We start from the raw sequence: 12,062 nt of genomic DNA on the forward strand, positions 1-12,062 counted from the left end.
AGCCATATGACACAGGATTGCATGGCGGTGGGAGTACCGCCGCAGACGACACGGAGCGTTCGCCGGCGATTCGCCACCGAGCTGTCGATCGAGCGCACCCGCCTGTTGTACCAAGGATCGCTCCTGCCCACGCTGTTCATGCTGCTCAACGGCCTGCTCTGTGCCTGGCTGTTATGGGCCCCTGAGCGCTACCTGCTGGTCAGCGTCTGGGTGGCCTGGTTGCTTGCGCTGGTGGCGCTGCGGGTGATCCAGGTGGCGGCGTTCGAGGCCGCTGCCCCGGCGCGCCAGGCCCAGCCTACTTGGTGGCGGATGTTCCTGGCCGGCTCTGCGTTCAGCGGCCTGACCCTGGCCTGTGCGGCGATCGCGCTGGTGCCTGTGGATAACTTTGTGCAGCAGGCCTGGGTGTTCGGTTTGCTGGGCGCTGCGGCGCTTTCGGCCAGCGTCGCCTATGCGGTCAGCCTGCCGGCGTTTCTCAGCTTTGCCATACCCTGCCTGCTGCCGCCGGTGGCGTACCTGTTCTTCTATGATGCTGGCCAGCAGCGTGGGTGGGGCTGGTTGGGCCTGTTCCTGCTGGGTGCGCTGGTGGTGGTCGCGTGGCAGGTCAATCGGCTGTTCGAGCGCAGCTTGCTGCGGCGTTTCCAGAATCAGTCGCTGATCGAGCACCTGCAGTCCGCCCAGCGTCACGCCGAGGACCTCAACCATCAGCTCAGCGCCGAGGTGCGCCAGCGTCGCCTGGCGGAAGAGGAACTGCGCAAGGCCCAGGCAGGCCTTGAACAGCGCGTGGCCCAGCGCAGTCATGAACTGGACTTGGCCAATCAGGCCCTGAGCAAGAGCGAGCAACGCCTGGCGCTCGCGCTCGATGCCAGCGAGCTGGGCTTGTGGGACTGGAACCTGGCCACCGACGAGGTGCACCACACTCAGCTGCATGCGCTGTTCGGCCTGGATGCCGAGCAGGTTCGCTCGGTACGTGCCGACCTCAAGCCGCGCTTGCACCCAGACGACCTGCCGGTGTTACGCCGGACCCTGGTCGAGCACCTCAAGGGGCGTACCGACGATTATCGGGTGGAGTACCGGGTACGCCATGCCCAGGGCCACTGGTGCTGGATTGAGGACCGCGGCCGGGCGGTGGAGCGTGATGCCGACGGCAAGGTGCTGCGCATGCTTGGCACCCGTTGCGACATCTCCGTGCGCAAGGCGCAGGAGGAGCAGCAACGCTTGGCGGCGACGGTGTTCGAGGCGGCCAGCGAAGGCATCGCGATTCTCGATCCGCAGTACAAGCTGTTGGCGGTCAACCAGACCTTCTGCGACGTGACCGGGTACGTACGCGCCGAGTTGATCGGACGCAACGCGCTGGAGCTGTCGTGCAGCCGCGACGCGCGGCGCCACAGCCATGCCATCGACCAGGCGTTGGAGCAGCAGGGGCGTTGGCAGGGCGAGTTGGTGGAAGCGCGCAAGAACGGCGAGCTTTACCCGCAATGGTTGCAGCTCAACAGCGTGCGCGATGCGCGCGGCGCAATCGCCAGCATTGTCGGCTTCTACACCGACCTGTCGGCCCGCCGCGAGTCGGAGGAGCGGCTGCGCTACCTGGCCCATTACGACGACCTCACCGGCCTCGCCAACCGTGCGCTGTTCCGCCTGCGTCTGCACGAGGGCGCGCAGCGCATGCGTTCGAATGGCCGTAGCCTGGCCTTGCTGCACGTCGACCTGGATCGCTTCAAGTTGCTCAATGAAAGCCTCGGCCATGAGTTGGCCGACCAACTGCTGAAGAAAATGGCCCAGCGCATCGCCAATGCCGTGCCCGAGGCCGACACGGTGGCACGTCTGTCGGGCGATGAGTTCGCGATCCTGTTCGATGGCTACACCAACCTGTCCAGCCTGGTGCGCGTCACCACGCGCCTGCTCGACAAGCTACGTGTGCCGCAACGGCTGGGGGGGCATGAGCTGGTGGTCAGTGCGTCGGTGGGCATCAGTCTGTTGGCTGACGGCAATTTCGATCTCAACGCACTGGTCGGCCAGGCCGACATGGCCAAGCAGCACGCCAAGCATCTGGGGGGGGATAACTTCCAGTTCTACACTGAGAGCCTGCGCGCCAGCACGCTGGAGCGCCTGCAACTGGAAAACCAGTTGCGCAAGGCCATCGACGAGCGCCAGTTGCTGGTCTACTACCAACCCAAGCTGTGCCTGCGGACCGGCCAATTGCACGCCGCCGAGGCTCTGGTGCGTTGGCAGCATCCGACGTGGGGTATGGTGCCGCCCGGCGAGTTCATCGGTCTGGCCGAGGAGACCGGATTGATCGCACCGATGGGTGAGTTCGTCCTGCGCCAGGCGTGCTCGCAGGCCTGTGAATGGCGCCGCCAGGGCATGGAAATTCGGGTGTCGGTCAACCTGTCGGTGTATCAGTTGCGCCAGGGTAAGTTGGTCAGTCTGGTCCGGCAGGTCCTGCAAGAGTCAGGGCTGGCGCCGCACCTGCTGGAATTGGAACTGACCGAGAGCCAGTTGCTGGACAGCGTTGAGCACATCATCGCGGCGTTCGAGCAGTTGCATGCCCTTGGCGTGAAGCTCGCCATCGATGATTTCGGTACGGGGTACTCGTCACTGAGCTATCTCAAGCGCTTCCCGGTGGACTACGTGAAGATCGATCAGGCATTCATTCGCGGCTTGCTCGAAGGCAGCCAGGATGCCGCCATCACCCGGGCGATCATCGCCATGGCCAAGAGCCTGGAACTCAAAGTGGTGGCAGAGGGTGTGGAAACCCCGGAACAACTGGCGTTCTTGCGTGAGCACGGCTGCGACGAGGTGCAAGGCTACCTCATCAGCCGGCCTGTCGACCCTGGTGCCTTCGAGGCGCAGCTCAACCGCCCGCGCACCGATTGGCTCTGAAAAGCCTAGGGGTGCCAGGTCAGGCCATGACGTGCCAGTAGGCTGTTGGCCTGCTCGGGGCCGTTGCTGCCGGCCGGGTAGGGGCGCGGGGCCTGGAAATGTGCTTCCCAGCCCTGCAGGATCGGGTCGATCCAGGCCCAGGCCGCCTCGACCTCGTCGCGGCGCATGAACAGCGTCGAGTCGCCCGCCAGTACATCCAGCAGCAGGCGCTCATAGGCCTCCCAACGACGGGTCTGGGCGAACGCCTGGGCAAGGTTCAGGTCCAGCTCCACCGGAGCCAGGCGCATGCCTTTGCCAGGGCTCTTGGTCATCATGCGCAGGCTGATGCGTTCGTCCGGTTGTAACTGGATGATCAACTGGTTGGCCTGGCCGCCATTGAACAGTTCGTGGGGCACTGGTTTGAACTGGATGACGATCTGTGATGAACGCCGAGCCATGCGCTTGCCGGTGCGTAGGTAGAACGGCACGCCGGCCCAGCGCCAGTTGTCGATGTGCACCTGCATGGCCACGAACGTCTCGGTGTCGCTGTCGTTGTCCACGTCTTTTTCGAAGTAGTACGCCGGCACTTCCTGGCCGCCGATCTTGCCCGCGTGGTACTGGCCGCGCACGGTCGTGTCCTGCACGTCCTGGCCGGTGATGGGTTTGAGCGCCCGCAGAATCTTCACTTTTTCGTCGCGCACCGCCTCGGCCTCGAACTGCGCCGGAGGCTCCATCGCCACCAAGCACAGCAGTTGCAGCAGGTGGTTCTGCAACATGTCGCGCGTGGCGCCCGCACGGTCGTAGTAGGCGCCACGGTTTTCCACGCCGAGCGTCTCGCACACGCTGATCTGCACATGGTCTACCTGGCCGTTGCGCCAGACCGGCTCCAGCAGGGCGTTGGCAAAGCGCAGGGCCATGAGGTTCTGCACGGTTTCCTTGCCCAGGTAGTGGTCGATGCGAAACACCTGGGGCTCCTCGAACACCGCGCCGATCGCCTGGTTGATGGCGGTGGCCGATTCCAGTGAGTGGCCGATGGGCTTCTCCAGCACGATGCGCGCTTCGGCGTCGGCCAGGCCGGCGATGCGCAGGTGGTTGGCGATTGGCACGAACAACTGCGGCGCGGTGGCCAGGTAGTAGATCCGGGTCAGCCCTCCAGGTTCGCCCAGGTAGCGTGCCAGGCGACCGAAGTCGGCGCTTTGCATCGCGTCCATCGGGAAGTAGTCGAGCCGCGCGCAAAAGCGCCGCCAGACGTCCTCGTCGAAATCCTGGCGCGCGATCTGAGCCCGGCAGTGGCGTTCGGCGAGTTTGACGTAGTCGTTGCGCGGCAAGTGCCGCCGAGCCAGGGCGATGATCCGCACGGCGTTGTGCAGACGAGCCTCGCGATACAGGTGATAGAGCGCCGGCAGCAGTTTGTGTAGGGCAAGATCGCCCGTGCCGCCAAAGACCAGGATGTCGCAAGGAATAGTCAAACCGCCACTCTCCACGTTCGTTTAACTGGGCGGGTTGGCAAGCATGTAGTATAACTACAAGAAAGCTACATCCCGGCCAGCCGATCATAACCGAGTCCCGCCCGTGAATCTGTTGCAACATATCGCCCAATCGCGCCACCTGCTGCGCAAATCGGAACTCAAAGTGGCCGACCACGTGCTGCTCGATCCGGCTGCCGTCATGCACAGCTCGATGGCCGATCTGGCGCATAGCGTAGGCATTAGCGAGCCGACCATCGTGCGCTTCTGCCGGGCAATTGGGTGCTCGGGCTTCCAGGACCTCAAGCTCAAGCTGGCGCAAAGCCTGGCGGCGGGCGCCAGTTTTGGTCAGTTCGCGATCCATGAAGACGACTCGGTCGCCGACTACAGCCTGAAGATCTTCGATACGACCCTGCATACCCTGATGGAGGTGCGTGAGCACCTCGATCCGCTCGCGTTGCAGCAGGCGGTGACCGCCATGTCCCAGGCGCAGCGTGTTGAGTTCTACGGCTTTGGCGCTTCCGGTGCCGTGGCTGCCGATGCCCAGCACAAGTTCTTCCGCCTGCTGCTCAGTGCGGCCGCGTATTCCGACCCGCACATGCAGGCCATGTCGGCGGTGACCCTCAAGCCGGGTGACGTGGCCGTGTGCATCTCGCAATCGGGGCGTTCGAAGGACCTGCTGATCTCGGCCAACCTGGTGCGCGAGAGCGGCGCTACGCTGATTACCCTGTGCCCGAGCCAGACCCCGCTGGCCGAGCTGTCGACGGTCAACTTGGCCATCGACGTGCATGAAGACACCGAAATCTACACCCCGCTGACCTCGCGTATTGCCCATCTGGTGGTGATCGACGTGCTGGCCATGGGCGTTGCCATGGCGCGCGGTCCGAGCCTGGTGAATCACCTCAAGAGCGTCAAGCGCAGCTTGCGCAGCCTGCGTTTGTCGCCTAAGTCGATCAAGGCTACAGACGACTGATTTCGGCCTGAACCGCTGCCCTAACGGCCCTGCAATCGTCGCGTGCGCGGGCTTGCCGGAGTGCCGCTAAGAGGCCGGTCCAGACGAACGAAATTTCACCGTTCTGTCACCATTGCACCGTCAAACCGTAAACTCCCATTGCCATCCTGAACTCCCGCATCCTATCTGGGAGACAGGCAATGGCACGCGATCAACAAGACGGTTCGTACCAACCCAACGCCAAGGCTCGCAAGCAGCAGGAAAAGGACCAGCGCCGCATGGAGTTCCGCCGCGCCATCGAAAGCTACTGCGACCAGCGCCAGCTGCTGCGCGAGATCGCCGACTACCCCGACCTGCAAGACATTACGGTGTGGCAGGTATCGGCGGCAACTTCCCCGAGAAACGTTCAACAAGCCCGCTGATCTGCGCACGTTCGCCGCGGATGAACGCCTGGAACGCCAACGCCACCGGCGATTGCCGCTTGCTCTTGGACTGCACCAGGCACCAGCTGCGGTAAAGCGGCAGCTCTTCGACCGGCAGCTCGCGCAGCACGCCCGTGGCCAGTTCCATGTTGACCGCATGGCGCGTCAGCAAGGCGATGCCCAGGCCCGCCACCACGCATTCGCGTTGGGCGTCGTTGGAGGCGACTTCGAGGGTCTGGGTGAAGTGCACGCGCTTGTCCTTGAAGAACTCCTCGCAGGCCTTGCGCGTGCCTGAACCCTGTTCGCGAACCAACAGTGTATGAGGCTCCAGGTCCTGCAGGCGCAGGTGCTCGAGCGTGCACAACGGATGGTCCGGCGGTGCCACCGCAACGATTGGGTTATTCAGAAATGGGAGAAACTCCAGGCCCATGTCTTGAGGCACCATCGACATGATGATCAGGTCGTCACGGTTGTCCGAAAGGCGCCGTATCGCTTGGGCGCGGTTAACCACGGTGAGGGTCAGGTTGACCTCCGGGTGGCGTTGCTTGAAGGCGGCGAACAGGTGTGGCACGAAGTACTTGGCGCTGGATTCGATCGCCAGTTTGAGCTGTCCTTGCAGTGAGCCCTGCATGTCCGACAGCTGCATGTCGAGATTCTCCAGGCGCCCGAAGATGTCGCGGCTGGCGCGTTGCAAGGCTTCGGCGGCTTCGGTCAGGTAGAGCTTCTTGCCGACGTACTCGAACAGGGGCTGGCCCACCAGTTCTTCGAGCTGGCGGATCTGTAGACTAACGGCGGGTTGCGTCAGCGCCATCTCCTCGGCGGCACGGCTGTAGGAGCGCAGATCACACACTTCGTTGAAAATCTGAAGCTGACGTAAAGTCATACGCATCAAAGACTTACGCATATTTTTCCCGCCATTGGCAAAACCTTGTTACCTAACTATAAGCTTTTGCTAATACAGCCTCTAACAAATATTGATTTTTGTTTATCTTCCGTCAGCGCTAGGGTGAATGTGCGACTGGCCAGCAGCGTCTGGTCACGCGCCGACCGGTAGAACCGGGTCGACTGTTCCTACGGCTTTGGGAAGACTCCAGTGATAAAAAAAATCCTGATCGCCAACCGGGGTGAAATCGCAGTTCGCATCGTGCGGGCCTGCGCCGAGATGGGCATTCGCTCTGTCGCGATCTATTCCGACGCCGACCGTCATGCCTTGCACGTCAAGCGCGCCGACGAGGCCTACAGCATCGGTGCCGAGCCACTGGCCGGCTACCTGAACCCGCGCAAGCTGGTGAACCTCGCTGTGGAAACTGGCTGTGACGCCCTGCACCCGGGCTACGGTTTCCTGTCGGAAAACGCCGAACTGGCGGAAATCTGCGCCGAGCGCGGCATCAAGTTCATCGGCCCGGCCGCCGAGGTGATTCGCCGCATGGGCGACAAGACCGAAGCGCGCCGCACCATGATCGCGGCGGGGGTCCCGGTGACACCCGGTACCGAAGGCAACGTGGCCGATATCCATGAAGCCCTGCGCGAAGGCGACCGCATTGGTTACCCGGTCATGCTCAAGGCCACCTCTGGCGGTGGCGGGCGCGGTATCCGCCGTTGCAACAGCCGTGAGGAGCTAGAACAGAATTTCCCTCGCGTCATCTCCGAAGCCACCAAGGCCTTCGGCTCGGCCGAAGTGTTCCTGGAAAAATGTATCGTCAATCCCAAGCACATCGAGGCGCAGATCCTCGGTGACAGCTTTGGCAACGTGGTGCACCTGTTCGAGCGCGATTGTTCGATCCAGCGCCGCAACCAGAAACTCATCGAAATCGCCCCGAGCCCGCAGCTCACGCCCGAGCAGCGTGCCTACATCGGCGACCTGGCCGTGCGTGCGGCCAAGGCGGTGGACTACGAGAATGCCGGTACCGTGGAGTTCCTGCTCGCCGATGGCGAGGTGTACTTCATGGAAATGAACACCCGGGTGCAGGTGGAGCACACCATCACCGAGGAAATCACCGGTATCGACATCGTCCGTGAGCAGATCCGCATCGCCTCGGGCCTGCCGCTGTCGGTCAAGCAGGAAGACATTCAGCACCGTGGTTTCGCGTTGCAGTTTCGTATCAACGCCGAGGACCCGAAGAACAACTTCCTGCCCAGCTTCGGCAAGATCACCCGTTACTACGCCCCCGGCGGTCCGGGCGTGCGCACCGACACGGCCATCTATACCGGCTACACCATTCCACCGTTCTACGACTCCATGTGCCTGAAACTCGTGGTCTGGGCGCTGTCCTGGGAAGAGGCTATGGACCGTGGCCTGCGGGCCCTGGACGACATGCGCGTGCAAGGCGTGAAGACCACCGCCGCGTACTACCAGGAAATCCTGCGCAACCCGGAATTCCGTAGCGGCCAGTTCAACACCAGCTTCGTCGAAAGCCACCCTGAACTGACCAACTATTCGATCAAGCGCAAACCCGAAGAGCTGGCCCTGGCCATCGCCGCCGCCATCGCCGCCCACGCAGGCCTTTGAATGCAGCTGCAAGCGATAAGCGCCAAGCTGCAAGCAAAAGCGGATCGGCTTTTTCTTGCGGCTTGTAGCTTCAAGCTTGCCGCTACGAGGAGATAAGAATGTCCAAGAAAATCTTTGTTACCGACACGATCCTGCGTGACGCCCACCAGTCCCTGCTGGCCACCCGTATGCGCACCGAAGACATGCTGCCGATTTGCGACAAGCTCGACAAAGTCGGCTACTGGTCGCTGGAAGTCTGGGGTGGCGCGACGTTCGACGCCTGCGTGCGCTTCCTCAAGGAAGATCCGTGGGAGCGCCTGCGCAAGCTGCGTGCGGCGCTGCCTAACACCCGTCTGCAGATGCTCCTGCGTGGTCAGAACCTGCTGGGCTACCGTCACTACAGCGACGACGTGGTCAAGGCCTTCGTGGCCAAGGCTGCGGTCAACGGCATCGACGTGTTCCGCATCTTCGACGCCATGAACGACGTGCGTAACCTGCGCGTGGCCATCGAAGCAGTCAAGGCTGCGGGCAAGCATGCCCAGGGCACCATCGCCTACACCGTCAGCCCCGTGCATACCATCGATGCCTTCGTGAAACAGGCCCAGCAGATGGAAGCCATGGGTTGCGATTCGGTGGCGATCAAGGACATGGCCGGTCTGCTCACCCCGTTCGCCGCCGGCGAACTGGTCAAGGCGCTGAAGGCCGAGCAATCGCTGCCGGTGTTCATCCATTCCCACGACACCGCCGGCCTGGCTGCCATGTGCCAGCTCAAGGCCGTGGAAAACGGCGCCGACCACATCGACACCGCCATCTCCAGCTTCGCCTGGGGCACCAGCCACCCAGGCACCGAATCGATGGTTGCCGCGCTCAAGGGCAGCGAGTTCGATACCGGCCTGGACCTTGAACTGCTGCAAGAGATCGGCCTGTACTTCTATGCCGTGCGCAAGAAGTACCACCAGTTCGAGAGCGAGTTCACCGCCGTGGATACCCGCGTGCAGGTCAACCAGGTGCCGGGCGGGATGATTTCCAACCTGGCCAACCAGCTCAAGGAGCAGGGCGCGCTCAACCGCATGAACGAAGTGCTGGCGGAGATCCCACGGGTGCGTGAAGACCTCGGCTTCCCGCCGTTGGTGACGCCAACCTCGCAGATCGTCGGCACCCAGGCGTTCTTCAACGTGCTGGCTGGCGAGCGCTACAAGACCATCACCAACGAGGTGAAGCTGTATCTGCAAGGTGGTTACGGCAAGGCCCCAGGCGTGGTCAACGAGCAGCTGCGCCGCCAGGCCATCGGCAGCGAAGAGGTGATCGACGTACGCCCGGCCGACCTGCTCAAGCCGGAAATGGCCAAGCTGCGCGCCGACATCGGTGCCCTGGCCCGCAGTGAAGAAGATGTGCTGACGTTCGCCATGTTCCCGGACATCGGGCGTAAGTTCCTGGAGGAGCGCGAAGCCGGCACCCTGACCCCAGAAGCGCTGCTGCCGATCCCGGAAGCGGGCGCTGCGGCCACGGTCGGCGGTGAAGGCGTGCCGACCGAGTTCGTCATCGACGTACATGGTGAAACCTACCGCGTCGACATCACTGGTGTAGGCGTCAAGGCCGAGGGCAAGCGTCACTTCTACCTGTCGATCGACGGCATGCCGGAAGAAGTGGTGTTCGAGCCGCTCAACGACTTCGTTGGCGGCGGCGGCAGCAAGCGCAAGCAGGCCAGTGCGCCGGGCCACGTCAGCACCAGCATGCCGGGCAACATCGTCGATGTGCTGGTCAAGGAAGGCGACGTGGTCAAGGCCGGCCAGGCGGTGTTGATCACCGAAGCCATGAAGATGGAGACCGAAGTCCAGGCGGCTATCGCTGGCAAGGTCGTGGCCATTCACGTGGCCAAGGGCGACCGGGTCACCCCGGGCGAGATCCTGATCGAGATCGAGGGCTAAACAGCAAGCCCTCATCTGCAAGCGGTTAACCTCTGGGGAGCGAATGCTCCCCTTTTTTTAAGGAAGCTGCATCTTGAGCGGCAAGGCCGCACCTACCTGGACTTACGACAAGCCTCCAATGTTTGCGCCTGGCCCTCGGGGCGCTGGTTGTCCGCGCTCAGCCAGCGCTCGAAGCCTGCCGCCAGCGCTGGCCATTCAGTGTCGGTGATCGAATACCAGGCGGTATCCCGGTTGCGGTCCTTGACGACCATGTGCTGGCGAAACACCCCTTCGAAGACGAAGCCGAAGCGCTCGGCGGCGCGTTTGGAGCGGGCGTTGGCGTCATTGCATTTCCATTCCAGGCGGCGGTTGCCCAGTTCGAAACCGAGCTTGCCCAGCAAGTACACGGCCTCGGTGCCTTTGGCGGTGCGCTGCATGGCCGCGCCGAAGGCGATATGGCCAATTTCGAAACGGCCTTGCTCGGGTACGATGGACATGTAGCTGAGGATGCCCTGCACCTGGCCGCTGGTGCGGTCGATGACGCTGTAGAACAGCGGGTCACGGCTGGCGGCATTGCCCTGTAGCCAACGGTCGAAGCTGGCACGCTCGTGGAATGGGCCATAGGGCAGGTAGTCCCACAGCACTGGGTCCGAGCCTGGCCCCTGCAACACGTGCCAGAGATCGTCGGCATGCCGAGCGGGGTCGAGTTTTTCCAGGCGGATGAAGCGACCTTCGAGGGGCTCGGCGTTGGGCGTGGCGGCTGGTTTCCAGTTCAATACGTCGGTCATGATCGGCTTACAACCCTTTGCGGAATTGAATGAAGCCCGGCCGTTCGGCGACCTGCTCGTACAGGCCGATGGCGGTGGCGTTGGTTTCGTGGGTCAGCCAGTGCACCTTGATGCAGCCATCGGCCTTGGCCGTGGCGTACACCTGCTCAATCAGTTGGCGACCGATGCCCAGCCCGCGTACTGCGGTGTCCACGTACAGGTCTTGCAAGTAGCAGGAATGCTCAATGCTCCAGTTGGAGCGATGGTAGATGAAGTTGACCATGCCCACCGCCTTGCCATCGACCCAGGCCAGGGTCGAGTGGGTCGGCTCGCTGGGGTCGAGCAGGCGTTTCCAGGTCGTGGCGCTGACCTCTTCAGCCAGTTCGGTCTGGTAGAAACGCAGATAGGCCTGCCAAAGGGGCAGCCAGGCGGCGTGGTCGTCGATGCTAACCGGGCGCAAGGTGACGCGGGTCATGGGCGGTTTCCTTCAGAGGTCGCGCATCTGCGCGGCGAGTTGGTTGTCCAGGTAGTCGGAGCTTGCGCCCAGGCCTTCACGCACGCCAGCGATGTCCTGCGCTGAGCGGTTCTGGCTGAGCTTGCGCGCGCCTTGCAGGCGCGCGATGGGCAGGCGGATGCCGACGATGGCGCGTAGCATGCCGTCGAGGTAGTCAGTGGGTGCATCAGCGACGCGCCAGGGGGTATCGCGGCCCTGCTCATGGCGCTCTGTCAGGCGGCTGACGATGTCCAGCAGCGGCGAGGCCGCGTGGATCACCTCGATGGGCCCATAGGCGTGCACGGCGGTGTAGTTCCAGGTCGGTACGACCTTGGGGTTGTCGGCCTTGCTTGGGTAGTAGCTGGGGCTGACGTAGGCGTCGGCGCCGGGGAACACCAACAGCGCCTGCGCCCCGCGCTCCAGGTCCTGCCACTGACGATTGGCCCGGGCGAGGTGTGCGTAGACGGTGCCGAATGCGCCTTCGTCGGTGACCACCAGCACCGGCAGATGGCTTGCCAGCAAACCCTGTTCGCCGTGGCTGACCAGCATTGCCAGGCGGGTGTCGAGCATGTGCTGATGCAGGCGATTCAGATCGTGTTCCTGATGAGGTTTGCTGTTGTACATGCCGCTGTTCCTTGTGCTGTAGCGGTATCCTAGGCAGGCTATTGGCTCTGTGTAAGAGCCATTAATGACTGTTTTGACAGGTCC

Annotated in this window: 10 protein-coding genes; 5 read left to right on the forward strand and 5 right to left on the reverse strand. The window is 63.1% G+C overall.

Annotated elements, in window-relative coordinates:
• Nucleotides 1–21 precede the first annotated feature (21 nt).
• Nucleotides 22–2,880 (forward strand): putative bifunctional diguanylate cyclase/phosphodiesterase, encoded by a 2,859-nt coding sequence (locus ACNFIC_RS08665; protein WP_416780981.1) that lies wholly within the window; start codon nt 22–24, stop codon nt 2,878–2,880.
• A 5-nt stretch (nt 2,881–2,885) separates the two neighbouring features.
• Here ACNFIC_RS08665 and zwf read toward each other — a convergent pair whose 3' ends face one another.
• On the reverse strand, nt 2,886–4,328 hold the full coding sequence (gene zwf, locus ACNFIC_RS08670; RefSeq protein ID WP_416780784.1) for a glucose-6-phosphate dehydrogenase: 1,443 nt from the start codon (nt 4,326–4,328) through the stop codon (nt 2,886–2,888).
• 103 nt (nt 4,329–4,431) lie between these two features.
• Between zwf and hexR the strand changes: the two genes are divergently transcribed.
• Nucleotides 4,432–5,298, forward strand: coding sequence for a transcriptional regulator HexR (gene hexR, locus ACNFIC_RS08675; protein WP_138220734.1), 867 nt, complete (start codon nt 4,432–4,434; stop codon nt 5,296–5,298).
• A gap of 179 nt (nt 5,299–5,477) precedes the next feature.
• Complete coding sequence (locus ACNFIC_RS08680) at nt 5,478–5,699, forward strand: PA3496 family putative envelope integrity protein (RefSeq protein ID WP_138220733.1); 222 nt, start codon at nt 5,478–5,480, stop codon at nt 5,697–5,699.
• On the opposite strand, the gene ACNFIC_RS08685 is transcribed toward ACNFIC_RS08680, so the two are convergent.
• Complete coding sequence (locus tag ACNFIC_RS08685) at nt 5,641–6,588, reverse strand: LysR family transcriptional regulator (protein WP_416780982.1); 948 nt, start codon at nt 6,586–6,588, stop codon at nt 5,641–5,643. The two genes, ACNFIC_RS08680 and ACNFIC_RS08685, sit on opposite strands and share 59 nt — an antisense overlap.
• A 204-nt stretch (nt 6,589–6,792) precedes the next feature.
• Here ACNFIC_RS08685 and ACNFIC_RS08690 point away from each other — a divergent pair, with 204 nt between their 5' ends.
• Both ACNFIC_RS08690 and oadA read left to right on the forward strand, forming a co-directional pair.
• Entirely contained in the window at nt 6,793–8,208 is a 1,416-nt protein-coding gene (locus ACNFIC_RS08690) for an acetyl-CoA carboxylase biotin carboxylase subunit (protein ID WP_138220731.1), read from the forward strand.
• A gap of 98 nt (nt 8,209–8,306) precedes the next feature.
• Nucleotides 8,307–10,115 carry a sodium-extruding oxaloacetate decarboxylase subunit alpha gene (gene oadA / locus ACNFIC_RS08695; RefSeq protein WP_138220730.1) on the forward strand — a complete coding sequence of 603 codons (1,809 nt, stop codon included), beginning with the start codon at nt 8,307–8,309 and terminating at the stop codon, nt 10,113–10,115.
• Nucleotides 10,116–10,207: 92 nt separating this feature from the next.
• Here oadA and ACNFIC_RS08700 read toward each other — a convergent pair whose 3' ends face one another.
• The 3 genes from ACNFIC_RS08700 to ACNFIC_RS08710 are packed head-to-tail and all read right to left on the reverse strand — an operon-like array spanning nt 10,208 to nt 11,978.
• Nucleotides 10,208–10,882: a GNAT family N-acetyltransferase gene (locus tag ACNFIC_RS08700; protein ID WP_416780787.1), complete on the reverse strand. Its 675-nt coding sequence runs from the start codon at nt 10,880–10,882 to the stop codon at nt 10,208–10,210.
• A gap of 7 nt (nt 10,883–10,889) precedes the next feature.
• Complete coding sequence (locus ACNFIC_RS08705) at nt 10,890–11,336, reverse strand: GNAT family N-acetyltransferase (protein WP_138220728.1); 447 nt, start codon at nt 11,334–11,336, stop codon at nt 10,890–10,892.
• Between the two features lie 12 nt (nt 11,337–11,348).
• Nucleotides 11,349–11,978 carry an FMN-binding negative transcriptional regulator gene (locus ACNFIC_RS08710; protein WP_416780789.1) on the reverse strand — a complete coding sequence of 210 codons (630 nt, stop codon included), beginning with the start codon at nt 11,976–11,978 and terminating at the stop codon, nt 11,349–11,351.
• Nucleotides 11,979–12,062: the final 84 nt, after the last annotated feature.

This window comes from Pseudomonas sp. NY15463 (genome assembly GCF_048068415.1).
Classification (GTDB): domain Bacteria; phylum Pseudomonadota; class Gammaproteobacteria; order Pseudomonadales; family Pseudomonadaceae; genus Aquipseudomonas; species Aquipseudomonas mosselii_C.

Bases quoted from the DNA above. Each gene is read 5' to 3' on its own strand.
- ACNFIC_RS08665 (WP_416780981.1), top strand. From the start codon at position 22: ATGGCGGTGGGAGTACCGCCGCAGACGACACGGAGCGTTCGCCGGCGA.
- ACNFIC_RS08680 (WP_138220733.1), top strand. From the start codon at position 5,478: ATGGCACGCGATCAACAAGACGGTTCGTACCAACCCAACGCCAAGGCT.
- ACNFIC_RS08685 (WP_416780982.1), bottom strand. From the start codon at position 6,588: ATGCGTATGACTTTACGTCAGCTTCAGATTTTCAACGAAGTGTGTGAT.
- oadA (WP_138220730.1), top strand. From the start codon at position 8,307: ATGTCCAAGAAAATCTTTGTTACCGACACGATCCTGCGTGACGCCCAC.
- ACNFIC_RS08700 (WP_416780787.1), bottom strand. From the start codon at position 10,882: ATGACCGACGTATTGAACTGGAAACCAGCCGCCACGCCCAACGCCGAG.
- ACNFIC_RS08705 (WP_138220728.1), bottom strand. From the start codon at position 11,336: ATGACCCGCGTCACCTTGCGCCCGGTTAGCATCGACGACCACGCCGCC.
- ACNFIC_RS08710 (WP_416780789.1), bottom strand. From the start codon at position 11,978: ATGTACAACAGCAAACCTCATCAGGAACACGATCTGAATCGCCTGCAT.